Annotated in this window: 26 protein-coding genes; 12 read left to right on the forward strand and 14 right to left on the reverse strand. The window is 56.2% G+C overall.

Translation table 11 applies throughout. From position 1 onward, the window contains the following. Nucleotides 1-55 precede the first annotated feature (55 nt). Nucleotides 56-934: a F0F1 ATP synthase subunit A gene (gene atpB / locus DT070_RS05090; protein WP_122954422.1), complete on the reverse strand. Its 879-nt coding sequence runs from the start codon at nt 932-934 to the stop codon at nt 56-58. A 12-nt stretch (nt 935-946) separates the two neighbouring features. Beyond that, entirely contained in the window at nt 947-1,471 is a 525-nt protein-coding gene (locus tag DT070_RS05095) for an ATP synthase subunit I (protein WP_122954423.1), read from the reverse strand. 228 nt (nt 1,472-1,699) lie between these two features. Here DT070_RS05095 and DT070_RS05100 point away from each other — a divergent pair, with 228 nt between their 5' ends. The 7 genes from DT070_RS05100 (at nt 1,700) to lipA (ending at nt 7,098) form a co-directional block, all read left to right on the forward strand. Continuing rightward, nucleotides 1,700-2,149 (forward strand): CopD family protein, encoded by a 450-nt coding sequence (locus tag DT070_RS05100; protein ID WP_122954424.1) that lies wholly within the window; start codon nt 1,700-1,702, stop codon nt 2,147-2,149. Nucleotides 2,150-2,228: 79 nt separating this feature from the next. Beyond that, nucleotides 2,229-3,296, forward strand: a complete 1,068-nt coding sequence (locus DT070_RS05105; protein WP_228778574.1) for an MBL fold metallo-hydrolase — start codon at nt 2,229-2,231, stop codon at nt 3,294-3,296. Next, nucleotides 3,293-3,826 (forward strand): DUF2062 domain-containing protein, encoded by a 534-nt coding sequence (locus tag DT070_RS05110; protein ID WP_122954426.1) that lies wholly within the window; start codon nt 3,293-3,295, stop codon nt 3,824-3,826. The genes DT070_RS05105 and DT070_RS05110 overlap by 4 nt, the downstream gene beginning before the upstream one ends. A gap of 49 nt (nt 3,827-3,875) precedes the next feature. Next, nucleotides 3,876-4,781: a D-amino acid aminotransferase gene (locus DT070_RS05115; protein ID WP_122954427.1), complete on the forward strand. Its 906-nt coding sequence runs from the start codon at nt 3,876-3,878 to the stop codon at nt 4,779-4,781. Between the two features lie 13 nt (nt 4,782-4,794). Continuing rightward, nucleotides 4,795-5,112, forward strand: a complete 318-nt coding sequence (locus DT070_RS05120; protein ID WP_092130346.1) for a YbeD family protein — start codon at nt 4,795-4,797, stop codon at nt 5,110-5,112. A 122-nt stretch (nt 5,113-5,234) separates the two neighbouring features. Next, nucleotides 5,235-5,939, forward strand: a complete 705-nt coding sequence (gene lipB / locus DT070_RS05125; RefSeq protein ID WP_122954428.1) for a lipoyl(octanoyl) transferase LipB — start codon at nt 5,235-5,237, stop codon at nt 5,937-5,939. A gap of 103 nt (nt 5,940-6,042) precedes the next feature. After that, nucleotides 6,043-7,098 (forward strand): lipoyl synthase, encoded by a 1,056-nt coding sequence (gene lipA, locus DT070_RS05130; RefSeq protein WP_122954429.1) that lies wholly within the window; start codon nt 6,043-6,045, stop codon nt 7,096-7,098. Between the two features lie 420 nt (nt 7,099-7,518). Here the strand turns inward: lipA and DT070_RS05135 are convergent, their stop codons facing one another. Continuing rightward, the gene (locus DT070_RS05135; RefSeq protein ID WP_122954430.1) at nt 7,519-8,046 is read right to left on the reverse strand and encodes a hypothetical protein; all 528 of its coding nucleotides are present in this window, start codon (nt 8,044-8,046) and stop codon (nt 7,519-7,521) included. A gap of 116 nt (nt 8,047-8,162) precedes the next feature. Here DT070_RS05135 and DT070_RS05140 point away from each other — a divergent pair, with 116 nt between their 5' ends. The 3 genes from DT070_RS05140 to DT070_RS21225 all read left to right on the forward strand — a co-directional run bounded on the left by DT070_RS05140 (nt 8,163) and on the right by DT070_RS21225 (nt 11,422). Then, entirely contained in the window at nt 8,163-8,876 is a 714-nt protein-coding gene (locus DT070_RS05140) for a hypothetical protein (RefSeq protein WP_122954431.1), read from the forward strand. 70 nt (nt 8,877-8,946) lie between these two features. Continuing rightward, nucleotides 8,947-10,713, forward strand: a complete 1,767-nt coding sequence (locus DT070_RS05145; protein WP_153976285.1) for a hypothetical protein — start codon at nt 8,947-8,949, stop codon at nt 10,711-10,713. After that, nucleotides 10,691-11,422: a hypothetical protein gene (locus tag DT070_RS21225; protein WP_153976284.1), complete on the forward strand. Its 732-nt coding sequence runs from the start codon at nt 10,691-10,693 to the stop codon at nt 11,420-11,422. Before DT070_RS05145 ends, DT070_RS21225 begins: the two co-directional genes overlap by 23 nt. A 267-nt stretch (nt 11,423-11,689) precedes the next feature. Here DT070_RS21225 and DT070_RS05155 read toward each other — a convergent pair whose 3' ends face one another. The 3 genes from DT070_RS05155 to DT070_RS05165 all read right to left on the reverse strand — a co-directional run bounded on the left by DT070_RS05155 (nt 11,690) and on the right by DT070_RS05165 (nt 14,155). After that, nucleotides 11,690-12,943 (reverse strand): RES family NAD+ phosphorylase, encoded by a 1,254-nt coding sequence (locus DT070_RS05155; RefSeq protein WP_122954434.1) that lies wholly within the window; start codon nt 12,941-12,943, stop codon nt 11,690-11,692. Further along, the gene (locus DT070_RS05160) at nt 12,940-13,485 is read right to left on the reverse strand and encodes a HEPN domain-containing protein (RefSeq protein WP_122954435.1); all 546 of its coding nucleotides are present in this window, start codon (nt 13,483-13,485) and stop codon (nt 12,940-12,942) included. Before DT070_RS05160 ends, DT070_RS05155 begins: the two co-directional genes overlap by 4 nt. 394 nt (nt 13,486-13,879) lie before the next feature. Continuing rightward, entirely contained in the window at nt 13,880-14,155 is a 276-nt protein-coding gene (locus tag DT070_RS05165) for a helix-turn-helix domain-containing protein (RefSeq protein WP_122954436.1), read from the reverse strand. A gap of 105 nt (nt 14,156-14,260) precedes the next feature. On the opposite strand from DT070_RS05165, the gene DT070_RS05170 reads away from it, so the two are divergent. Further along, nucleotides 14,261-14,953, forward strand: a complete 693-nt coding sequence (locus DT070_RS05170) for a hypothetical protein (RefSeq protein WP_122954437.1) — start codon at nt 14,261-14,263, stop codon at nt 14,951-14,953. A 224-nt stretch (nt 14,954-15,177) separates the two neighbouring features. Beyond that, a complete protein-coding gene (locus DT070_RS21550) occupies nt 15,178-15,465 on the forward strand; it encodes a hypothetical protein (RefSeq protein ID WP_228778573.1) in 288 nt (95 codons plus the stop codon). 47 nt (nt 15,466-15,512) lie between these two features. Here the strand turns inward: DT070_RS21550 and DT070_RS05180 are convergent, their stop codons facing one another. From DT070_RS05180 to DT070_RS05215, 8 genes are all read right to left on the reverse strand, one after another. Continuing rightward, entirely contained in the window at nt 15,513-15,944 is a 432-nt protein-coding gene (locus tag DT070_RS05180) for a barstar family protein (RefSeq protein ID WP_122954439.1), read from the reverse strand. A gap of 15 nt (nt 15,945-15,959) precedes the next feature. Continuing rightward, the gene (locus tag DT070_RS05185; protein WP_122954440.1) at nt 15,960-16,631 is read right to left on the reverse strand and encodes a hypothetical protein; all 672 of its coding nucleotides are present in this window, start codon (nt 16,629-16,631) and stop codon (nt 15,960-15,962) included. 15 nt (nt 16,632-16,646) lie between these two features. Then, nucleotides 16,647-17,042, reverse strand: coding sequence for a hypothetical protein (locus DT070_RS21230; protein WP_153976283.1), 396 nt, complete (start codon nt 17,040-17,042; stop codon nt 16,647-16,649). Further along, nucleotides 17,024-17,611, reverse strand: a complete 588-nt coding sequence (locus DT070_RS21555) for an RHS repeat-associated core domain-containing protein (protein WP_228778572.1) — start codon at nt 17,609-17,611, stop codon at nt 17,024-17,026. Before DT070_RS21555 ends, DT070_RS21230 begins: the two co-directional genes overlap by 19 nt. 13 nt (nt 17,612-17,624) lie before the next feature. Then, nucleotides 17,625-18,638 (reverse strand): transglutaminase family protein, encoded by a 1,014-nt coding sequence (locus tag DT070_RS21560; protein WP_122954441.1) that lies wholly within the window; start codon nt 18,636-18,638, stop codon nt 17,625-17,627. Nucleotides 18,639-19,044: 406 nt separating this feature from the next. Beyond that, nucleotides 19,045-19,575: a hypothetical protein gene (locus DT070_RS05205; protein ID WP_153976282.1), complete on the reverse strand. Its 531-nt coding sequence runs from the start codon at nt 19,573-19,575 to the stop codon at nt 19,045-19,047. Between the two features lie 136 nt (nt 19,576-19,711). Further along, on the reverse strand, nt 19,712-20,440 hold the full coding sequence (locus DT070_RS05210) for a hypothetical protein (protein WP_122954443.1): 729 nt from the start codon (nt 20,438-20,440) through the stop codon (nt 19,712-19,714). After that, nucleotides 20,437-23,484: a class I SAM-dependent DNA methyltransferase gene (locus DT070_RS05215; protein WP_164483716.1), complete on the reverse strand. Its 3,048-nt coding sequence runs from the start codon at nt 23,482-23,484 to the stop codon at nt 20,437-20,439. Before DT070_RS05215 ends, DT070_RS05210 begins: the two co-directional genes overlap by 4 nt. Nucleotides 23,485-23,490 lie beyond the last annotated feature (6 nt).

Consider the following 23,490-nt stretch of genomic DNA (forward strand, 5'->3'; position numbering starts at 1 on the left):
GACTCCTTAGGACTTGGTTACGAGAGAAAAAGAAAAACGAAACGGGGACAACTGATTAGTGGTGATCGTGCGCCTGGCCGATGTACACCAGGGTCAGCATCATGAACACGAACGCTTGCAGCGTGATGATCAGGATGTGGAAAATCGCCCAGGCCGAGCCTGCGATGATGTGGCCGATGGCCAGTGCAATACCAGTGCCCAGCGAGACGGAGGCAAAAGCGCCACCCATCAGGGCAATCAACAGGAAGATCAGTTCGCCAGCGTACATGTTGCCGAACAGTCGCATGCCGTGCGAGACGGTCTTGGCGACAAACTCGATCATCTGCATGAGGAAATTGAAGGGGTACAGGGCCCAGTGGTTGCCGAAAGGCGCCGTGAACAGCTCGTGAATCCAGCCGCCCGCGCCCTTGATCTTGACGTTGTAAACCAGGCAGGTAATCAGCACGCCGAGCGACAGGCCCATGGTGACGGACAGGTCGGCAGTGGGGACGGAGCGCATGTAAGCGTGGTGCGGATCATGTCCGGCAGCGCCGTAGATGGCAGCCCAGATCGCGGGCAGCAAATCAACCGGCAGCAAGTCCATCGCGTTGAGCAGGAAAATCCACACAAACACGGTCAAGGCCAGCGGAGCCACCAGCTTGCGGCTCTCGGCGTTGTGAACGATGCCCTTGGCTTGTGCGTCGACCATTTCGACCAGGATTTCGACGGCAGCCTGGAAGCGGCCGGGCACGCCGGAGGTGGCTTTGCGGGCGGCCTTCCAGAGCAGGAAGCAGCCGATCACGCCCAGCAAGATACTGAAAATCGTCGAGTCAATATTGATGACGCTCAGGTCGAACGGGCCAACCAGTTCTTTGTTACGCCAATGCGTCAAGTGGTGAACGATGTATTCACCAGCGGTCTGACCACCATTTCCAGCAGCATTCTCAGCAGCCATTTATTGCTCGCCTCAAAGTTTATTGCGCCTGGCCGCGAACATTAACGCGAGCCAGGACACTTTCATTGTCACCACCAGGCCGACCAGCATTGCCGGCCAACTCAGCATCGAAACCAGCCTTGGGGCGGCAAACAACATTGCCACCGTCAAGGCGATCTTGACCATTTCCCACAAGAAGAACCCCATCACCGCGGTGCCGGGGTTCATCGACCACACCTTGCCGGTCAAACCGCGCGCAAAGAGCGCCGCCGGAATCACCACCGCCAGCGCCCCATAGAGCGCCGACCATCCAACCGATTGCTGCCCAGTCAAAGCCCAGGCGACACATGCCACCACGATTCCGGCTACCGACTGCCCTGCCAACACCGACCAGGGAGACACCTGAGGACTCGTTTCACGAAGCTTTTGGGCTTCTTCGCGGGTCAGGGTCTTGAAACCTTCTTCTTTCGCCTCAAGCTCTTGTGTAACAACCCGGCTGACAACCCGGGCTTCCGGATTTATTACTGGGTTTGTCGCGGGCTTCGCCGAATTTGTCATTCTGGACATCACAAATTACGGGGAAGTTACAAGGCGCCGTTATTAGCAAAGCCCTTGATTATACGTAGAAACCCCCGCACATCGGCAAAATCCCGGGATTGAATCCGGATTAGGGGCGATTGGCGCTTTTCGGCCTCAAACCACAAAGGGGTGGTTCACAATCACCGCTCAAAGGCGGCCCCGAAAGCGGGGTACCCACCGCAAACCCCACCCCCACCGAAAGAAGCCATGCACGCCCTGATGAAATTCCTGCACATTGCCGCCGCCGTCACCTGGCTGGGCGGCGCGGCTTTCATGTTGTTTGCGCTGCGGCCGGCGCTGGCGGCGGGGCAACTTGGGCCACCGCAACGCCTGCCGCTGATCGTGCAGGTCTTGACGCGCTTTTTCGCGCTGGTGTGGGCCTCCATCGCCCTCTTGTTGTTGACGGGACTGGCCATGCTGATGGCGGTCGGCATGAAAAACGCGCCTATCGGCTGGCACCTGATGTTCGGCATCGGCCTTCTGATGTTTGCATTGTTCGGCCACCTGTATTTCGGCCCCTTTCGCCGGCTTAAGCTGGCCGTCGCCGCGTCGGACTGGCCTGAAGGCGGCCGCCGCGTCGGGCAGATCGCCACGCTGGCCCTGGCCAACCTCGCGCTGGGCGCCATTGCCATCGCAGCCGTCATTTTCCTGGCGTAAAGCCTTGGGTGCCCCAGCCGCATCCATGCGCGCAAGCCTTGTTTTCAGCAGCTTGCTTTTTCTGGGAGGCTGCACAGCCGTGAACCCTTATTACGACCCCGCCAAACCGCACCATACGCGCGAAGGCTTCAAGAACAACTACACCGCATCGGTCACCCAGGGCTTTGGCGCGCTGATGCGCTGGCAGTGGGAAAAGCGCCAGCAAGGCCTACCCAAACCGCCCGCTGCACCCACCCCGCAGCAAACGCCCGACCTCAAAGCCGTCCTGGCCTACGCTCCGGCGTATGCGGCGTCCGGGCCTTCAGCCGCCCGCCCCGCCATCACCTGGATAGGCCACGCCAGCATGCTGGTGCAGGCCGGCGGGCTGAATGTCTTGACGGACCCGGTGTTCTCGCAGCGCGCCAGCCCGGTTCAATTCATCGGCCCGTCGCGCGCGCAGCCGCCGGGCATCGCGCTGGCCGATTTGCCGCCTGTTGATGTGGTGATCGTGTCGCACAACCACTATGACCACCTGGACACCGACTCGGTGCAGGCCATTGCCGCGCGCTCCGCCGCTGCCGGCCGCCCCACGCTGTTCCTGGTGCCGCTGGGCGTCAAATCCTGGTTCGCCAGCCGCGGCATCACGCATGTCATCGAGATGGACTGGTGGGACACGCACGTTTACCGCGGCGTGGAGTTCAATTTCACGCCCGTGCAGCACTGGTCGGCGCGCAGCTTCGGCGACCGCAGCCAGACGCTCTGGGGCGGCTACGCCGTGTTCGCGCCCGACCTTCACTGGTATTTCAGCGGCGACACCGGTTACTCCAAAGACTTTGCCGACACCCGCGCGCGCTTTGCCGGCCGCCAGGCCGCCGGCCAGGGCGGCGGTTTTGATCTGGCGCTGATTGCCGTGGGCGCCTATGAGCCGCGCTGGTTCATGTCGGGCCAGCACGTCAACCCGGCCGAGGCCGTGCAGATCCACCAGGACCTGGGCGCCAAACGCAGCGTGGGCGTGCACTGGGGCACTTTCGAGCTGACCGACGAGCCGCTGGACCAGCCGCCGCAAGACCTGGCCGCAGCCCGCGCGGCCAAGGGCCTGAAAGACGAGGACTTCAGCGTCATGGCCGTCGGCGAAACCCGTTTTTTAGCGTCCAGGCCGGCCCCATGACGGCACGCCGCAAGCAACGCGAGCCGGGTCAGGCGCACTGGACCGACCGCATCAAGGCATCGATCCCCAGCCGCGAAGTGCTGGCGGCGCATCCCTGGCTCAGGCCCGTCGCGCACCGGGTGCTGGACCCCCAGCTCTGGCGCCTGCAGCACGAAGCCGTGGCGCGCGGCGCGGCCATCGGCATCTTCTGGGCTTTCGCCCTCCCCTTTGCGCAAATCCTGGCCGCCGCGGCCCACAGCGTCTGGTGGCGCGCCAACATCCCGGTCGCCGCCGGCATCACCTTTATTACCAACCCCTTCACCGTGGGTTTCTGGCTCTGGCTGGCCTACCAGGTCGGCAGCCTGATCCTCGATGCGCCGCCGCCGGTCTCTATTTCAGAAGGCGCGGGCGTGGTGGCCTGGGTGGCCTCTTTCGGCGGCCCTGCCATACTGGGCATGGGCATTTTTGCCGTCTTCGGCTCGGCCGGCGCGTACGTCCTGGTCAAGCTGGCCTGGCGCCTGCGCATCTGGTTCAAACGCCGCCGCCGGTAAGCCCGCACAAAGACCCCGCAGCACATTCTTTTTTCTTTCACACCTCACCATGACAACGCCTCCCGCCAGCCCCCTTCCCGACACCCCCTGCTACCTCAACGGCGAATTCACCCCGCTCAAGGACGCCAAGATCAGCGTGATGGACCGCGGCTTCATCTTCGGCGACGGCATTTATGAAGTGGTGCCGGCCTACGCAGGCAAGCCGTTTCGCTTCGAGCAGCACATGGCGCGGCTGGAGCGCAGCCTCACCGAGCTGCGCATCGCCAACCCGCTGAGCCGCGACGAGTGGCTGGCGATTGCTCTTAAATTGATAGCTGCTTGCGCAGAATCCACGGGGGCTTCAGCCGAAAAAGGCAATCAACTCGTGTACATCCAGATCACCCGCGGCGTGGCCATGCGCGACCACCCCATGCTGCCGGGCCTGACGCCCACCGTCTTCGTGATGTGCAACCCGATGAAGCTGCCCGGCGATGCCGCCCGCGAAAAAGGCGTGGCCTGCGTCACCGCCGACGACTTCCGCTGGGAGAAAGCCCATATCAAAAGCACCAGCCTGCTGGGCGCGGTGTTCTCGCGCCAGATCAGCGTGGACGCCGGTGCGACTGAGACCGTGATGTTCCGCGGCGACTACCTGAGCGAAGCCTCTTCCAGCAACGTCTGGATCATCAAGGACGGCAAGGTCTCAGGCCCGCCCAAGGACAACCTGGTGCTCGAAGGCATACGCTTTGGCCTGATCGAGCAGATGTGCCGCGCAGCAGGCATACCGTTTGAGCTGCGCCGCATTACGCGTGCCGAGGTGCTGGCCGCCGACGAAATTTTGCTCTCGTCGGCCACCAAGGAAGTGCTGCCGGTGACCCTGCTGGACGGCCAGCCGGTGGGCAACGGGGTAGAAAAAGGCCGCCCTGGCCCCATTTATGCCAAGCTGTACGCTGAATACCAGCGCGCCAAACAGGCCTGAAAGGACCCTTGCCATGACCACTTCCCCTGACCTCCCGAAAATCATCGGCGTCCCCGGCACCGAGCCATCGCGCCAGGAGTCGCTGATCGACTACCCGTCGCAATTCCCCATCAAGGTCATGGGTCAGAAGGTCGACGGCATGGTCGCGGCCGTCACCGCCATCGCCCACCAGTTCGACCCGGCCTTTGACGCCAGCACCATCGAGCTGCGCGAAAGCAAGGGCGGCAACTACCTGGGCGTGACCATCACCGTCACGGCCACCAGCCGCGAGCAGCTCGACGAGCTCTACCGCACGCTGTCGACGCACCCGATGGTCAAGGTCGTGCTCTAAATAAGACAGAGAAGCGCCGCCATGCAGGTTGACATGTCGCCCCCACGCTCCGCCGCTGCGCGGGTCGCTGCCCCCCGAGGGGGCTGGCCTTGCTTGGGGCGGCCCGGCGCGGCGGCCAGCGTATGTTGATGCGCGCCCTGGGTAGGGTCGACTACCTCCCGACCTACGAAGCCATGCAAGCCTTCACGGCAGCGCGCAGCGCCGCGGTTTCAAGCGAAATCGGCTTCCAGCCCGCACAGGACATGGGCGACCAGCTATGGATTTGTGAGCACCCGCCGGTTTACACCCAAGGGCTCGCGGGCAAAAGCGACCATGTTTTGAACCCCGGCAGCATCCCGGTGGTGCAGACCAACCGCGGCGGCCAGGTGACGTACCACGGCCCCGGCCAAGTGGTCGCCTACCCGCTGATCGACCTGAAACTCGCCGGCTATTACGTCAAGGAATACGTCTACCGCATTGAAGAGTCGGTGATCAAGACCTTGGCGCATTTCGGTGTCACCGGTCACCGCGTGACGGGCTCGCCCGGCATTTATGTGCGGCTGGACGACCCGGCCTCCCACGCCGCCCTGACAGGCCCCGTGAACCCGATTGACCCTTTCCGCGGCCTGGGGAAAATCGCCGCGCTGGGCATCAAAGTCAGCCGGCATTGCACCTACCACGGGGTGGCGCTCAACGTGGCGATGGACCTGGAACCCTTCTCGCGCATCAACCCCTGCGGTTATGTGGGGCTGAATACCACAGACCTTCGTACAATTGGCGTATCCGTGACGTGGCAGGAGGCTGCGGACGTACTGGGGCAGAAACTCGCAACGTATCTGGCACCCTGATCTTTTTTCCGTTCGGGCTGAGCCTGTCGAAGCCCCCGGCCTCAGCCGGCAATGAGCGGATTTCCAGCCCTTCGACAGGCTCAGGGCGAACGGCATTGACCCCATGAGCACACCCGAGATCGTCAACGCGGCTGCAACGCCCTCATCCAACCCCGTGGTCCGCGACGTCCAGACCCTGGAAGGCTACAACCCGCTGGCCAAACAAAAGGCCGCGGCCAAGCTGTCGCGCATCCCCGTCAAGGTGGTGCAGGGCGAAATGCTCAAGAAGCCCGACTGGATCCGCGTCAAGGCCGGCAGCCCGACCACACGCTTCTATGAGATCAAGCAGATCCTGCGCGAGAACAAGCTCAACACGGTGTGCGAAGAAGCCAGCTGCCCCAACATCGGCGAATGCTTCGGCAAAGGCACGGCCACCTTCATGATCATGGGCGACAAGTGCACGCGCCGCTGCCCGTTTTGCGACGTGGGCCACGGCCGCCCCGACCCGCTGGACGTGAACGAACCGCTGAACCTGGCCAAAACGATTGCAGCCCTCAAGCTCAAATACGTGGTGATCACCAGCGTGGACCGCGACGACCTGCGCGACGGCGGCAGCGGCCACTTTGTGGAATGCATCCAGAAGATCCGCGAACTTTCGCCGAACACCACGATTGAAATCCTGGTCCCCGACTTCCGCGGCCGAGACGACCGCGCGCTCGAAATCCTGAAAGCCGCGCCACCCGACGTGATGAACCACAACCTCGAAACCGCGCCGCGCCTCTATAAAGAAGCGCGCCCCGGCAGCGACTACCAGTTCAGCCTGAACCTGCTCAAGAAGTTCAAGGCGCTGCACCCTGACGTGCCCACCAAGAGCGGCATCATGGTCGGCCTGGGCGAGACCGACGAAGAAATTTTGCAAGTGATGCGCGACATGCGCGCGCACAACATCGACATGCTGACGATCGGCCAGTACCTCGCGCCTTCCACCAGCCACCTGCCGGTGCGCCGCTATGTGCACCCCGACACCTTCAAGATGTTTGAAGAAGAGGCCTACAAGATGGGCTTCACCCACGCGGCCGTGGGCGCCATGGTGCGCAGCAGCTACCACGCCGACCAGCAGGCCCATGCCGCAGGCGTGGCTGTTAAGGATCAACAGTTAATGAGAAACTTCACTAGTTAGCGAGACAATTCAACATGGAATGCATGTGATTCACCGCTATGTGTTCCGAAAATCTATTTAAGATCAACGATCTTTGCCAATATTAGACGGGAAATGGCATACAAACAAAAGCCATATTTTTAACGTGCGTCTGGGTCGCACCAACAGGATATCCAAATCGCCTCCTTAAGGGCGTGATTGACAATTAACGTCAATGAGTTAGAATGATCGCTAAGTGTTGGCCCGTCGGCGTTTCCGGACGTTGAACTTGGTTAAACAGCGTCATGAAAATGACGTGAAAGAAGTAGCACAGCGGGGTCGTGAAAACGTGTGAGCAGCTACTCTCCACCACGCAAGTGGCTCCACCCAGAGTGGAATACCCAAGAGATCCCCGCGAACTATTCTCTAAAAAGCCTCCATCCGGAGGCTTTTTTTTGCTCCTCAAGGGGCCCATATCTTCCCCAGCACCTCCACGAAGGGCAAAACCCGCTTCGAGTGGGGCGCCGGAACGTTCGCCAGCAATGGATATGCACTTTCTACGTAGATGCGTATGCGCTTCTCTTTGTTGGGCTCGCTCTCTTTTTCAGCGCTCATAAAAATGTAGTAGCTGATCGGGGTCACGACACCATCAAGAGTTTCTTCCAAATTATCAATCCGGAAAAAATTGTCATGCCTGGATTTGTGGACATCCCCTTGAGCGGCAATCAGCGCATCGATGGATGCAACCAAGTTGAACGACAAGTTATACCGTCGAAGATCAAACACTCGATCTCGCGCTCCGTCGGCCACTTTCATGCCAGCGGGCATAACCTCTCCCTCGGAAAGTCCACGAGAATAGCAATGCGGGGAAAACCGAAACTCAACCAGGATTTTTTTGGTAAAACCACCTTTTAAAGGAACGTCAATCTTGCGTTCGAACTTCGAGAGATGCGAGAGACTGTAAGAGACACCATTGATTTGCAAAGCCATAGCTCGATTATCAGTAGGACTGAGATAGTTTGGTCTTTGGCGAAATCTCCATTTCAAGCAGTTCAAACTTCAGTGTGAAGCCTAAAGTCCGGCCGCCTAACAAGCCATAAGCACCAATGCCCATAATCCGTGTCAACACTGGCCTTTCGCGTCAATTGCTAGAACAAGACCGGCATGGAGAGGCGATCTACCCAGAGAAGTCGGCAACCGTCAACGTCTGCGTTGTGAACGAACTGATCCTGCCGGCCGGCAAGCTTGCATTCAATGTAGTGGCCAAGATCGCAAAAGCACACCTTTCATCGCCAAAAGACGCTGAGGCTGTCGCTATCGGATGGCTAAAGAAAGAATTGCCAGAGCGCCTAGCCAAGGCCAATCATTGGAATTTTTTCGGCCTCACATGGATAGAGCCAGAAGGCCCTCCGATGATCTCGGATGCAAGCCTGCACCACCCTGATGAGCAGGCGACCGAACTGACGGCTCATCTCCTGCCATTGGCGGAAGGCGCTATTGCCCACATCCAGAACTTGAGAGAATCTTTCGAAGCAGCCAAAAGCAAACTCGGGGAATTCGCCAGCACAAACACAGCGCTGGGCTTTACCGTCACCGCTGGGGAAGCCCGCTCTCTGCTAAGAACTATCGAAGGCATTCTGGATGCCTCTGCAGATATGGGTGGTTACGAAGCCAGCAGGGCACGCGCGGCAGCAGCAGACTACGCAGAACTTGCACGGCGGAAAAATGAAGTCAACCATCTCTACCAAAACTCCTTGCACGCCCTTAGGACCTTTGTGTACAGGGTGGATTTCCCGTCCACGTGGTGCCGGCGCCCATGAACTTAAACGCACTCATCCCTACGATGCCCCTGACGTTCACCAGCCGACCAAGATAGATTGCAGTCCGTAGGTGAGTGACTTTCTTGCAATGTGCGCAGAAGTGGAGCTTCAGTGGAAGCTTGCCAGGAGGCCGCACTATGCGCCGTCGATTTCGGCTTTCCCAAAAGGCCTCTGGAGAATTGACTGGATCGGCGATCTGGCTTTTCCAGATAGGACTGTTCGGCGAAAACAATCTTCTGTTTTCGTGCACCTGTCGAGACTGAAATCCGAGTCCATCCTGGACGAGCCTCACTTGCTCCTCTACCCGGATTGCACCGCTCCAGCGCGTTTTCAAAAAAAGATTTGGGTATCAGTTGGCGCACTCTCGCTGCTAAGGGTAGGCGACATTTGGCGAGACGGAAAACTCGAGGATCAACCGGATTACGAGCAGGAAACTTTTGCGGACGTACAGGTTGACGGCTCGACCTCGCACATCATCAAAGCGGGGCTGAAGCAGGATGACGTGAACGGCTACCTTCTACCTCTCGCGGAACACCCTTGGCATGTCAACTGCACCCAGTCTTATTGCGTCATGGTGCGTCTCAACGAGGATCGTCGACTCATTATTCCGTGCATGGAGCTTGTACGTTTTTACTTTGGCTCATCCAGCGAGTTGCTCTCAAGGATTTTTTTGCCTGGACTGAAGCGCGAAACGCTCTATTCCAAGGCGACTTTTCATCTTCTCTCCGGACATCTCAACCTCGACCTGGCTGAAGGTATTTCTGGAGCCTCTGCCGCAGACATCGGGCGCATATCCCAGAACCCGCACGCGTGGCGCGCGGCTGTTCGCGTGTCTACTTCAGCACTCACCGCATCCATAAAGGGAGCCCAAATCTACCCACAGACGTTGTTCCCGTTTGAAGGGATGACCACACTCATGGCGTCGGGAAAATGGTTGTCGAATGCCGGCAAGCCACGGTCTACTTTTCTCGTGTACCGTTTGAAAAGCTGCTCCTACCCCTTTCCATTCCGAGCTCTAAAGTACGAAGCAAAATCAGTTCGCGCGCGGTCATGGGCGCCGCAGGGTGCGTCTTCCGACGTCAAGACAGGCACCCAAGGATCTTCGCAGAGCGGAACCCAGACTATCGTCGAGAAAGACGCGTCAAACAACCTAGCCGCGAAGCGGCGCATTATTCACCACGAGTCAAAGTTTCCTGATCTCCTACCCAAGTACGTCTGGAAGGCTCGCACCCTTAACGCAAGTGGGTCGCGTCATACAAGCTCCGCTGATGTTGCCCAAGCCGCCGTCGGGGAGGGTGGCTCCGAGCGACGCGTCCGCTCTGTCGATTTACTGGTACTGCAGGGCCGACCCGGCCAGCGACGGCTCCCCGATTTTTTGCGAGCGACCGTTGAGGAAGCTTTGTTGATCAAAGACATTGGCATCGAGGTGCTGACCTCCAGTGATCACGATGGGTGGACCGTCCCAGTGACGTTGCTTGCCGATGAAGACGGTGAGCTCGACTCAAAGTTATTCTTCGAATCCGCCGCCGGAATACCTACATTGCGACGCGCGTGCGTTCTGGCGTTTCGCAAAGCCGAGGTCTCGAGCTTTGTGGTGATCATTGAGGCGCCTTCGCCTTGCATTCGCCTGTACGCTCCTGTCGTCGATAGTGATAGCCCATTGTGGGACGCCTTGAGCCGCGCGACCGCGGACTTTCTGCGAGAGCCCAAATCGGAAAATATATCCTTATCGGAGCGGGTCAGTCTGGCTTTTAAGAATATGTTCCCGCAGAACGTGTGCCCGCCTGAAGACATCAAATCGAGTGAGATACCCCATGAAAACAGTAGCCTCTTTTGAGCTTACACGTCAACTGATCGAAGGCTGCGAGCTCGCAATTACACGGGGATATCCAAGATCCATTCCAAAATGGATTCCTAAATTACTGGTGACCTGGTTTGCTGCCGCGGAACTCATTGCTGCGGGAGCATACGCAAGCGTGATGACTTTTGCGTTCTGGTGTGGTCTGACACTATTTAGCGCGCTCGTTTACGCTATGTTGCGTTGGACCCACTGGATAGCTCCGCAAGCCCTGGAAGGCTATTTCTATGCGTGGCTCGTTTTGGCAACAATCTGCTTAGTGGCAGGAAGGCCCAGTACAACGGCTTTTCCAGGATGGGCAGCCCGGAATATTTCGGCCGCCAAGCAACGTTTCCCCGAATTAGACGATCTGCACGAACGTGACTTAGATGGCATACGATATTTTCTCGCAGTTGCTCAGGAGTCGAGCAAGCGAAGGACCACGGCGCTGTGGTGGATGATTGGATCGGTCTGGGCGGTCAGCGCGTGGATGGTCACAAAAGGATTCGATTTGAAGCAGGGAGAAATAATCAGCTACGCGATCCTTCCTGCAATAGGCTGCCTCTTGTTATCAGGCTTGGTCGCCGCCCACACCAGGGCCGTGAGCAACGTCTACGGCCTTTGTGCGATATTGCTGATGGACAGGCAAACGAGCATTGCCTCAAAAGCTCAGGCAGACAGTAAACGGCGGCCGAGCAGGGTCAGATAGAAGGCATATGTAGCAAGCGCGGTAAAACCCGTTAAGTGAACGACTCGCAACTTGAAACCGGTATCCGCCTGCACCCTGCCGTCATCGATAGCGAAAACCTGTTATGAGGCGCGCTGCGCCATGCAACTGCAGAATTTCTGCGAGGGCCAAGTCGGACCATGTGCCTCTATCAAAGCAGGTCCTTCTCGCATCTTTATAGATGCGTCATCAGAGATCATGTGACCCTCGAAGACTCAACGGACGGAGCCAATAACGGAGGCTCAACTTTCAATAGTCCTCCAAGTCAACATCGTCGTGGTCGTCGTATTTGTAGACATCTCCGGAATCCAAAAATACAGATACCTCGCTGTGGATGTATGCAACTGATTGAGTTTTGTACAGCTTAATGCTGTCTTCAACGTAATCGATGCCAAACTTTTGTTGAGTTGTTGGATCCAGCCAGTCTTTTTTCTGCGGGAAGATAACGAGATTGACGCCCTCATTTTTTTGGGTTGACTTGAAGAGTATTCCATCAAACGGGTTTTTGACAACATGCGCCAGGAACTCAGCCATAGTCTGAGTAATTAGATAGTCGGACTCGTGGCCCGGGACGATTGGCTGAGCGATAAGTCTATGTAGTTGCCGAAGAAATAACGCTCTCTCGACTTCGTCGCTGAAATCAGGCTGAAAATAACTCAGAGCTTTGCCCGAACGAGCGCGATCCAACCGAGAGAAATCGAGTACTCGAAGTGGCCTGGTGGTAGTGAGGGTTATGACTACCAACTCATTGGCTATCGCTGGCCTCATTTCTGCCAAACAGGTTTCAAAGTCAAGCGCACCGTAAAGTACTGAAACCCCTTCCGCATTCATCCGGCCGGCTCTTGCAGCCTGGTCAGGCGGGGGACCAACATGTTTCAGCGGCTCCGAATACATTTGCTTCAGCAAATCACCCCCGCCACAAACGCGCGCTCGAAACAACTGCGTTCCCATTGGCAGCTCGGAAACAACAGAGCCGTTGTCGTCAAAACTTTTTAAATCGTCGACGCTTGAAAACAACCAGGTAAAGAGCTCTTGCGCCTCGGTACTAAAGAATCTACGGGTGTGCTTTAACTCCTGCAGCGTATATTGCCATTTCGCATGAAGGTGACCGGTTCCAACTCTCGTAGGAACATAATTTGAGGTGTCGTCCCAGAACGGCGAGTCGCCATCTCTAGGGTCATAGTCTTCCGAACGCACTACGGCTTCAACTAGTTCGTCCTCAAAGCTCACATATTGACCCAGCACCTCCTGAACCGCATAACTCATCGGGTCGCCGGACTGCTCTTCATGTCCATAAGATACGCCCTGTTGAAAGTGTTCCATCATGTGCGGTTCGATGAATGCTGCCAAAGCGTCTACATCAAGCGCAGGGTGTGTGTCTTCGCCGCATTCTGAACATGTAAGCTTCTCACCTTCCTCTTCAATGTGTTTTTTTAGGAAGAGGTCTTCGGCACACTCACTGCAAAGTGCATGATCCGAACCGTCGGACTGTCTCGCGCTCATTCCAAAGCCTGATTGAGTCGAGAATCGGTAGCGTCTACCAGCGCTTTGAGGAAGCGAATGGCCTTGTCCAAATCATCGCGTTTGACCAAATGCGGGGCAGAAGACGCGCCGGCAATCACAGGTTTGGAACGATGCACGGCGTCACCTCTTTTCGATATGAGATCGTCCAAATTTTTCCGGGCCTTTGCGCTGTCAAAGTTTGACCACTCCCAGCAGGCTGTCACGTCGACTTCCAAAAAATCAAGGAAAAGCTTTCGCACCTTCTCCGAGGTGGGGTTATGAAAGCGTTTGAGTTCGTCCTCTAGGCGTTTGAGTACAAACGTCCCCACATAACTCCCGTTTACCACGCGAAGGCGCGTGGTCACCTCCTCAAGAATTCGATCTTCGACATATGTTTCCCAGGCAGTCAAAGCCATAACCAAACCTGCCCGTTTGAGAACATCGGCACTTTGGGGAGGCGGTTTTGGTAGCGCATCAAAATGCGCCAACAGCTCTTCCGCGTCTTTGATTGACGTTTCAAATGATATTTTGGCTTTGGACATAAAGGTATTTTGTGATGCCTTCGAGTAAATCACCGACTCACTAGATGACTTTACCAATCTTACGAATTAAGAGAAACGGCGTTTGGGCCTTTTCTCCAGGGAGTTGCAAGGATGCCTGGTGCTTTTGCCAAGCATTGGAAAAGTTCGCGGGGATCTCTTTGATATTCCACTCTGGGGTGGAACCACTTTCATGGCGTAGAGCAGCTGTTCACACGTTTTCACGACCCCGCTGGGCTGCTTCTTTCACGTCAATCATGACGCTGCCTCGCTAAGTTCAACGTCCGGAAACGCCAACTAGCCAAGCACTTGACGATATCGTATCTCACCGAGTTCGATTGAGTGATGAGAATGACGTCAACAGAGGGGGAGTCAGCGTCCAACGCCTTGCACCAAATTAGCTTTTCGCCTTAGGCAGGTACTTGACTTCTTTCCGATATCGCTTGATCACAGACGTCAACAGCTCGGAAAGTTCACACTCCAAGCCCTCACTCAAGCGATAAATCACCGCCAAAGTCGGCTGATTCTTACCCGTCTCAATCTTGCCAACAAAGGTTCGATTGACTTCCGCGCGGAGGGCCAACTGCTCCTGGCTGATTCCCAACTCAGTCCGGCGCGATTTCAGTTCGGCCGCAAACGACCGTAACAAAGCGAAATCGAGATCTGAGCGCATGCGCTGACTGTGCGCAAATCAGAGCATTTACGCACCCGCATATATGGTACAAACGACATCAGGCCGGCCTAAAAGGGAGGTTGTCCAGCAATTTGAGTTAGTCGGATGAAAACCAATATGAGCTCAGAGTTAAGGATTGGAAACAAGTCCGTCGGACTTATTGCCGTGAGAGGCGTGGTGGCCGAAAGCAGCTCTAGCAGCGCCCGGGACTATTCAGAGCGGTTTTCAAACCTTATGGGTGGGATGTATCTGCACAGCGAGCTTCGGAACGAAACCAGCTTCTTCCTGCAGCGTGACGACGGCGGCGAACTGGCTGTCAGCTTTCCCGCGCAGATTCCACTACGAGGTGGTCACAGGGTAATGGTTGTTTATGGAACGTGCAGCGACGGCAAGTCGGTGAATGCCATTGCGATGTTCAATGAGACGCTCGGGTCAAGCTACGAATTACCCGTTGATCGGCTGCTGTCCCGGCTCGACATCAAGTACAGCCGGACAACGGTATCGAATCTCGGCTGCCTGAGCATGGTGGGCCTAGTCGCTTTTGTGATTCTCGCGGCGGTGTTTTTTCCCAAATACTGGGTTCCTTGCACCGTCACCTCACCTTACTTTTGGATGGTGGTGGGTGGCGTCTTTGTGGCTTCCATGGCGGGCGCCTATGTCATCGACCCATTGATCAACATGGGTGAGATGAAAAAAATAGGCAAGTCTCTTCAGACCGCGGTCGCAGAGCTGCAGGCTGGTCTTGACCAACCGAAGGCACCGGCGGTGAGCGATACGGCCGGATTGCCAGGTACCTGAACGTCCCTGCCGGTGGAATACACCCGCGCAATAGTCCAGATTGTTTCACTCCAATGTTCCTTACACACGAAGCCCACAGATCCCGCCTATCTGACTACTTACCTGACATTGGCGAGACCTACTGGCGCGTCGCTCAGGTGGTCATAAATCAGCCGTGGTTCGTCGTGAAGGCCGTGCATACAGAACGATGCGAGGAGGGGGAGGAGACCAGAACACATCGGACTATGCTGTTTTCCAGCATCGTTGACATAGATGACGCCATGCGCGGAAAGACCGCCCATGTGCTGCAGGTGGCCGCAGCCTTTATTGTCACGCCGGCCTATATGAACAATACCGATGGCTGGAAGATGGAGCGCCTCAGTGCGGTATGGACTGCAAAGGAGCCTCGGGAGCCGACGCAGACCGTGCACATCTTTGAAACCGTTGAAGGCAACGCCTACTCGACGTCTGCCCTAGATACATCTGTTGGAGAGCTTCGGTACAGGATGTTGAGGCTGGTTTTCCAAAGCTAGTTGAATGAGTCTTTCATCATCAGCTTTCTAGGCAGTCAAGGCTAAAGCTAGTTAGCACGGTGACCAAACAACATGGTTGTGATGTCTTGCCGCAGGTTGGCGGGGAAAACCACAGCTAATTCTTGAGTAATAGAGTCTGTAGAAGCATCTCCAATATCCAGCCTCGCAGGGCTTGCAGTCCAGTCTTCTATCGCCGCCTGAAGAGTTTCTAAATAAATGCGGCAATCTGCCGCATTTTCTGCCAGTGGCAAATCGCGGTGCAGGATCACGATCTGCTTTTCCTGTACCCACCCGAAGTCCCGCAGACAATCAGAAAATGCGTCCCAATTTGATCCAAAGTACTCGGGGAATTGCCCAGCACTTTCGAACGCGGCGAACAAGCTCGCCTTCGAGGAGACACCTTTCGGAATCTCCAGTAAGTAACTGTCCGCAGGATTGCGGTAGATAAATGTATTTATGAACTCAAAAGATATGTTCATCACGATGAGCTGCGCTCAGATGCCCTTGGCGAGCAACATTTGAACGCCTTCCGTTTCTGCTTGGCCGAATTTGACGATCCAAGCTTGCTCCGCATTCTCCACCGCGCGCGGTGAGGAGCCCGGCTGAAACTGAAGTCCGACTTTTGCATGGTCCCACAACACACCTTTTAGGTAGGCTGCTTCCCTCTCGATCCGACTCCTGGCGGTAGCAAGGCGCGACTTTTGGCTAAGAACGTCGGCCTCGTTGAACGGGTTGATCGCATGAAGGTGCTGCCCAGCCACGTCATGGATTTCCAGGAACCGGTCTAATAAGGCCACCTCGGATCCATGTTCAAAATGCTTAGTCCCATCCGCTTGAGGCACCATGACTCCCAATGACTTCGGCAAAAAATGTGGATTGACTAGAGCTAGGTGTTTCAACACCTTGGCTGGCTTGCTGTCAACGCGGTAGTCGGCATTCTTGTCTTGCTCTTGACGCAGGGCGGCATAACGCTCTTCATCGGCAGCGATCGCCGAGTACGCCACCAGTTCGACTATCTGACGCAGTTGCAGCCACATGAACTCATCGTCCAGCTCTGATGTCAGCGTCCTCGGCTTTTTTGCACCCAGTATCCGGTCAATTGACTTGAAGCGGCGCTTCACCTCGATCATGTGATCTCGGTATAGATGGGGCGAGACGAGATCCATGCATCACTTCGGAGGCTATTGATCGCCACACACGTTAGGCTTTGCATCAGCAGGACGTACAACGCAACTCCATTTCACCTGCCCTTGATCAACGCGTGGTTCCTGAAGGACAGTAACTGAATATTCCTTGCTATGGATGATGATTGCTCCGCCCGCAGTTACCCAGCCAAACTCAAATTTCACTGGATTCAATCCAGGAGGTGGTGGTAACTGCAACTCCCCAGCCAGCGGAACTGGTTTCCCAGGATTCGCCAGAAGTGATTTGGCGATTTCGAGTTTCAACCTACCCGTATGTCCGACCGCAATTCCCACATATGAGCGCGGAGTAATTTCATCCACGTGATTGCAGCCTGCTAAAAATAGCACGCAAAGTGGCATGAACCACGATTTGGTTAACGAGTGCATGTGCATCCCGAATCTCCTTCATTTAAGGATTTTCGATATTGTTCAAGTAATTGGGGGGTAATCATCGCCTCCGCTTTGGCATCCAGCCGGCGATGAAAAACGCCTATTGGATTACCCATACGAAATTGATTGCTTAGTATGAAGCTGCCAGGACCTTCATTGACGTGGAGCATCTCGTGCGCGAGAGTTTGAAGAAAGCGATCGCGCAAGAACTCATCCACCTTCGTTGAACTGTCGCCGTAAAGCCCGGAATTTAGTTGTATGTTGTTCATCCAGTCCGTGCTTCCAGCTCCCTTTTCACCGAGTGCAACCATGCTGACAGATCGAGGATCTTTTTTAAAGTCGGCGGGGTTGCTGCACTTGAAGGTTGCTATTGCTTTCCTTATCTCTTCAGCAGTGGCTAGGCCAAGTGGATCGGTAAAACTCACGGGGTTGCCGTCTACGTAGCTGTATAGATTCATTCCGCCATTTAAGCCGATGGGGTCAGCTTGCATGTACCTTGCAAAGGCATTGCTGCCAAAACCTGCGATTGCGACGGCCACAATACAAGTCTTCATCAGTCTGAAAATACTCATTTGATTCCTCTCCTTAGTTCGGTCTGACATTCTTAATAGTTCGCATGTACCGCGCGTCGGCCCCAGCGTCAGGCTGACGCCAACCCAATTCTTCGGCCCTGGCATACCAGGCATTATTGTTTCGGCTGAGCTCATCAAACCGTGGGCGGTCCTCAGCCGGGATACCTCTGGGTGACGGGTACTTTGAAAGGAAATCCCGCTTCAAAATCAGAAAATATGCATAACCCTTGTTAAGCATAGCGTCGGCGTTCTTGGGGTAGTATTCCAGCGCCAAATCCGACAAGGCAATAATTCGCTCAGCATTGCCCTGCTGTTTGTGATGCTCTATGAGCGGGTCCATCAGGACCGTCACGATTGCTTCTTTTTTGCTGAAGCCGCGCATATAAATGCCATGCTTGAGCGCTTGCGGCGTCATGGGAGTATCCCGCTGGTAACTCTCGTCAGCCCTTTCGTTGCCGCCCGACGTGGTTTCAAGGTTGTAGCTTCTGCCCGTCTCGTCCCTGTATTTCACAAAGACGTGTCCGGGCGCCTCCGCGAAAGTTGCATCCAACCCCAGCTTCTGAGCTAGCAATACAAACAGCGTAGGCATGGAAACGCAGTTGCCTTTTTTCGTGGCCAAGTAAGTTGGCAGGAGTTTGTTGCTGACCTTTTGCCCCAGTGGATCCGTCAGATCGTATTGGAAGGGTTGTTTGTTGTTCCAGTTGCCGGCGTCATACAGGTATGACCGCAGCATGGAGGCCGTTCTTAAGCTGGTTGGGTTGGCGCCGGCCGAGATCCGAACGGCGGAAGCCATGGCATCAAGCTTCTGAAGATTGCTCTCAATATCGATGCTGGGATCGATCATGCGGTCAATGGTCAGCTTCGCACGAGCCAGGTCAATCTCCACGTCTGACTTTTGCAGCATAGCCCGCAGCGTCTGGACTTCGGGGTCAATCCGTTGTGCTTGGGCGGTACCGTGAGCCAACGATGCCAATAGCAACATGCGGCCCCACATAAAAGCGGCAGCAAACAAACGATAGGGCCGCATGTTTGGTTTAGATTCGAAGGGTGATTGTCATGGTCAACGGCTTCGATCCTAACAAGGATTTCATCCTACATAGGGAGCGGCACGGCAGCCGAGGATGGCAAAACCCAGCGATAGCGCCGAATGTGAATATTCACCAAAATGCAAAGATGCAACTAATTTGCGATGACTACTCAATCCACGCAAGATACTTCCTACATGGATGGATACAGCGCCCGACAACGGCCCTCCTAATGCGACCGGGACAAACTTTTAATGGGGATCTCGAGGGTCTCGCTGCGGCGTTCATCGACAAGTTCGGTCTCAAGTTCAAAAGACAGGCCAAACCCCAGCTCACCTTTGATGCACTGACTGGTTTTAGTTGTCGCTGTTCAAATGGAAAACGACGCCGGCGTGATTCACCCAGGACTCATGGCCGGATCCGGCGTCTACCAATCGAACCGCTGGGAAAGCGCTCGCGGATGGAGCGCGCATTGCCGATGGCAAGCGTTTTATCTGCGGGTTGGTAGACGTCTAAGTGCATCACGAGATCGAGCGAGTCGGACAGATTCTGTACTGTCGCCGGCAGATATGTCTGGCGGCCTAAAAGGCCAGGTTTGTGGTTGAGCAGGACCACCCGATGGGTCAGTTGTTTGAAAGCAATCAACTTTCGGATTGATTTCAATTTCGGCATAGACCAACTATCGATTTCCACGCCGATCAGCTGGCCCTTACCGGCAGCCATCAAGTCAATACGCCCGCCGCCCTTGCCTTGGGTTTCATCATTGTTGATACGGTGGTAGCCTGGTACGCGCATCTCGAGCCGCACTGAAAAACCAAGGCGCTCCAGCAACACCGCAAGCTCCACCTGAGCGACGGCACCCAGAGAACAGAACTGGTGCTTGTGCAATACATCCAGAAGCTCCGTGCTGAGCGATCGAACACTGGATTGATCGGCCATGCGAGCATTTACCATCTGCGCCAATGGAATGTAAATTCAACAATAAAACTTATCACTGCCACAAGGAGTTCGGTGGGTTCAGGGCAAGAAGTCTAGCGGCTTCTTACAGTGCCAGCTACTATCTTAGTGATAGTAGCTATTCCGAAGCTATGGGGTAGTGTGGCAGCCGCACGAAGATGTGCGACAACAACATCGTTCCATGTGAGGGAGCGCTGGCCGCTGGTCGGTTGTGCTCGGTGTCGAACTGGGCCACCCCAGGGAACATGCCAGACGGTTCGCGCAGAAGCGCGCCGGAGGCATCGCCCACCATACGCAAGTCAGCCGTCTCAGCAGTCGATAGAAGTGAACGACGCAAAGTCTGCACGCAAGCGCTCTCATCTCCGATCAACATGCCGACCATCAGCGCCAGGGGGAGGCCCTTGGCATACTCGCCATCCACAAAGCGCCGCATCCCATTCTGACCGAGATAAATCTTGCAACTGCCGTTGGTGGCTTCTAGCTTCTTGAACTCGAATATCAGTTCCACGCGCACAGCTTTCTCGTTCGACTTATAGACCAAGTCCTTGCGAATCCGACTGTGGGCCGTGAGCTCTTCGTCGATGATCACCGACTCACCAGCAGGCTCTTCGTAACTCCACCAGCCCAGCAGCCGCGCCTTGGATAGCGACACCTTTGGCATATACATCCCGAAGCGCTCAGTGATGTGATTCTCGCGGCGACCTGAATGGAATGTCTTAGGAGCCCGGACCGACAAATCATTCCAGGTGTCGTAGACGAACTTGGCTGCTCGCCGAGCCTCGTCCACGGGAAAAGCCTGGAGCCACTGATCGCGGGATGTCCGTAGCGACGTCGGGACTTTGCTCACTGCGCCGCCTGTTCCTGCACGAAACGTACCACCCGCTCTGCGTCCCGGAATGCCTCGGCCTGTAGCCACAACCGTCGAGCCATTGGCTTGACCAGATACAGCGAATCTCCGTGGCGCACAACGATGTCGGCTGCCAAATACACGTTGTCGCGCACTTTCACCGGTAGCACACCTTTGTGCTGCAGTGTTTTTACTAGCGTCGCAACGGCCTGGTCCGCGACCTCGGGACGCATAGCAGCTTTTGAGGATTTTTCCGCTATGGCATCCAGTCGAAGAATAGCCAGTGCGCCATGGGCTTGCGCCGACCCGATGGTCAGGCTAGCGTCGAAGCCGCCTGAACCGCCCATCGCGTCGCGCCATTGGCCTAGCTCGGACAGCAAGGCCTTCACATAGAGTTGCAGGTCATGATCGGATGCACGCATCTGCAGCGGGGTGAGTAGCTTTGTATAAGTAGACGGCTGTAGTCCCGGAACAACCAGTTGGACCATCTCCTGAATCCGCGCAACCTGCGAAGTAGTCAGTCCGAAATACTCGCTGATCAGTTTTTCGGCCTGTTTGCGCCAGCCATCGAACACCTCTTCACGCCCGATGATCGGTGACGACTCTAGCGCCTTCACGAACGCGGCCACTTCGCCCACGATGGCGGCGGCGCGCTGCGGGTTGGAATGATCGCGCGGATGCACGAACGGCAGTCGCTTGACGTTGAGCAGACTTACCCTTTCACGCTCAAAACTGATTTGATAGGCAGTCAGGAGAAGGAGATATCGGACCAGGTCAGAATGCAAATAGACGGACAGGAAGCGCAGCAAGTCCGCTTCCTTTTTGGGTGCCACGATCGCCGTGGTGCTACTGTTGAAAGAGAATTTCTTGGTGCTGAAGCCGGCGCAAATTCTCCGCTCGGACGTCATCCCATCTTTGAATACGATGCGAGGACCCTGGAACGCACCAATGATCTTTTCTGATAGCTTGGCCACATGGGTAACCTTGGCGGGAAAGCGCACGAGCACGCCTTCGTCCAAAAGCGGCCCGTGCAATGCAAATTCGTTGGCGTCTAGATATGGTGCGCTTGCAATCGACTCAACCGATACAGGTTCTGAGACCGCGCTGTCCTTGAGGTGAAAGCCTTTGGTCATTTGCCATCCAGGCTCATCGACCAAGTCCCCAATCTGTCCCAACATTTCGAGACCAGCGATCGTCGCCTGGTCTTGAGGAGTGCCCCAGTACAGAGTAGTGAGTACCGAGTTGTCATAGGCGAGAACGGAAGTCTGAACCGTGTGCCGATCCGTTCCGTGCAGAGTTAGCCGACCGAAGGCTAAGCTGACATCAGCTTTGGGGGTCCAATACTCAAAGGTTTCCGGCGAAGGAATCTCCTCTCTTGGTCGGCGGGGCCTGGCAACCACTACCAAGGTAGGCTGCTTGGCATTCTCGAAAAGCAGTTTGCGCAAATCTCCGAAGTTGACCGCCGTATCCAGCTCGCAGCGGTCGAGCCATAGCTGCACGAAAGGCTGGCTGGTCTGCGCACCAAAGCTGCTGACGGGAAGGATGAAGCAGAACCGTCCGCGCACCGGGTCGACCGCATCTATCGCGCGGAGCATATAGGCGAGACAGACCTGCCTGCGCGGGATCTTAAAGCCTTGGTCAGCCGCCCATCTATCGGAGGAAAGAAGCTCTTTGCCTTTAGGCTCCAACCACGGCGGATTGGAGATCAACAAGGTGAAATTGCCACGCTTGACCAGCGGGTTCTCCCCTGAAAAGAAGTCTCCTTTGGCGCCCCGAATGATGTTCCGCTCATTCAGGGTCGGCAGATGCGCTTTGCCTTGCTCGGTCAGTTTGAGTAGGTCGGCTGGTTGGAGATTTTCCAGTACGCAAAGATAAAGACTGAAGGCCGTAACTCTGCATGCGGATTCGTTGATGTCCGACCCAAAGATATTCTGTTCGAGTAATTGGATGCGTTCAGTAAATGTCCACTGCTTGCCCGCCTTGGCCTCGCCGTAGGCCAACATTCGGCGATAGGCCGTTGTGAGCAAAATTCCGGAACCACACGCCCCATCCAGCACGCGCTCTGCGAGGATGTCTTCCGAGCCGGCGAAGGCTTGATCCACCGTCAATGTCGCTAGGTGGCGCGGCGTGTAGTAAGCCCCAACGTCACGCTTGTCTTCGGCGAGGAAGGATTCATAGATGCCTGAAATGAGCTCTACCGGAATGAAGCGAAAGTCATAGCGCCAGAAGCTTCGTTGCCCGTCGGCCATGTCGACATGGTCCAAGAACTCATTGAGGTGCCCGAACGCTACGTCACTGAAATCGCGCCAGACCTGTCGCCCGCCATCAGGTTCAAGCAGATCACCATTGAAATCTTTCTTGAGGCTTGCCATCAAGGCAATCACGCCTGCTCGGTTAGCCTGAGCCGCCAGTTCGAAGAGACTTCCGACTTTGCGCTGCTTGCGATAAACGTCGCCAACGATGCCGCGGTGCTCGAGATAGGCAACGAACATCACCTGTGCCATCAGCAACTGAGAGGAGCTTTTGCTCAAACCCTCCTTTATCAGGGCCTCCACGATGATTCCCAAGTTCGACAACAGCTTGCGGTCAACACGGTTTTCCGGGGCGAACCAGTCAGCGTGCCGACCGAACACCTCCCCTGATTGAACGTCAGCCCGCGAAAAAGCGCCGAACGGCTTGGCCTGCTTGAACTCGATCTGCTCGAATGAAGCTTCTGGCAGCGATGTCGGCGCCGCTAGCGCGTGTGTGGCGTCGACCACCATCACCATGGACACGAGGTTCTGGTTCCAGGCGCGCTCGCGCACGCTACGCAGCAAGCCTTGATCGTCTAGAGCGTTGCCGTCACTCTCAAGAAAACAGACGGTCGGCACACCTTCGACATCAAAGACCGCTTTTGCGCGGATTGACCCCTTGGGATCTAGCAGGCTGCGGATCTCGGTGCGATAGGGATGGTGGCCAGGCACGGATTCAGCGCGCACATGCAGCGAGCCGGAGGCTTCTGAATAGCCCCAGGCGTCTAGCCACATATCGAGCACACCTTCCACGCGGCC

Source organism: Polaromonas sp. SP1, from assembly GCF_003711205.1.
Classification (GTDB): Bacteria; Pseudomonadota; Gammaproteobacteria; order Burkholderiales; family Burkholderiaceae_C; genus Polaromonas.

Coding starts and splice junctions, on each gene's coding strand:
- atpB (WP_122954422.1), bottom strand. CDS start 934: ATGGCTGCTGAGAATGCTGCTGGAAATGGTGGTCAGACCGCTGGTGAA.
- DT070_RS05095 (WP_122954423.1), bottom strand. CDS start 1,471: ATGACAAATTCGGCGAAGCCCGCGACAAACCCAGTAATAAATCCGGAA.
- DT070_RS05100 (WP_122954424.1), top strand. CDS start 1,700: ATGCACGCCCTGATGAAATTCCTGCACATTGCCGCCGCCGTCACCTGG.
- DT070_RS05110 (WP_122954426.1), top strand. CDS start 3,293: ATGACGGCACGCCGCAAGCAACGCGAGCCGGGTCAGGCGCACTGGACC.
- DT070_RS05115 (WP_122954427.1), top strand. CDS start 3,876: ATGACAACGCCTCCCGCCAGCCCCCTTCCCGACACCCCCTGCTACCTC.
- DT070_RS05120 (WP_092130346.1), top strand. CDS start 4,795: ATGACCACTTCCCCTGACCTCCCGAAAATCATCGGCGTCCCCGGCACC.
- lipB (WP_122954428.1), top strand. CDS start 5,235: ATGTTGATGCGCGCCCTGGGTAGGGTCGACTACCTCCCGACCTACGAA.
- lipA (WP_122954429.1), top strand. CDS start 6,043: ATGAGCACACCCGAGATCGTCAACGCGGCTGCAACGCCCTCATCCAAC.
- DT070_RS05135 (WP_122954430.1), bottom strand. CDS start 8,046: ATGGCTTTGCAAATCAATGGTGTCTCTTACAGTCTCTCGCATCTCTCG.
- DT070_RS05140 (WP_122954431.1), top strand. CDS start 8,163: ATGCCCATAATCCGTGTCAACACTGGCCTTTCGCGTCAATTGCTAGAA.
- DT070_RS21225 (WP_153976284.1), top strand. CDS start 10,691: ATGAAAACAGTAGCCTCTTTTGAGCTTACACGTCAACTGATCGAAGGC.
- DT070_RS05155 (WP_122954434.1), bottom strand. CDS start 12,943: ATGAGCGCGAGACAGTCCGACGGTTCGGATCATGCACTTTGCAGTGAG.
- DT070_RS05160 (WP_122954435.1), bottom strand. CDS start 13,485: ATGTCCAAAGCCAAAATATCATTTGAAACGTCAATCAAAGACGCGGAA.
- DT070_RS05165 (WP_122954436.1), bottom strand. CDS start 14,155: ATGCGCTCAGATCTCGATTTCGCTTTGTTACGGTCGTTTGCGGCCGAA.
- DT070_RS05170 (WP_122954437.1), top strand. CDS start 14,261: ATGAAAACCAATATGAGCTCAGAGTTAAGGATTGGAAACAAGTCCGTC.
- DT070_RS21550 (WP_228778573.1), top strand. CDS start 15,178: ATGCTGTTTTCCAGCATCGTTGACATAGATGACGCCATGCGCGGAAAG.
- DT070_RS05180 (WP_122954439.1), bottom strand. CDS start 15,944: ATGAACATATCTTTTGAGTTCATAAATACATTTATCTACCGCAATCCT.
- DT070_RS05185 (WP_122954440.1), bottom strand. CDS start 16,631: ATGGATCTCGTCTCGCCCCATCTATACCGAGATCACATGATCGAGGTG.
- DT070_RS21230 (WP_153976283.1), bottom strand. CDS start 17,042: ATGCACATGCACTCGTTAACCAAATCGTGGTTCATGCCACTTTGCGTG.
- DT070_RS21555 (WP_228778572.1), bottom strand. CDS start 17,611: ATGAGTATTTTCAGACTGATGAAGACTTGTATTGTGGCCGTCGCAATC.
- DT070_RS21560 (WP_122954441.1), bottom strand. CDS start 18,638: ATGCGGCCCTATCGTTTGTTTGCTGCCGCTTTTATGTGGGGCCGCATG.
- DT070_RS05205 (WP_153976282.1), bottom strand. CDS start 19,575: ATGGCCGATCAATCCAGTGTTCGATCGCTCAGCACGGAGCTTCTGGAT.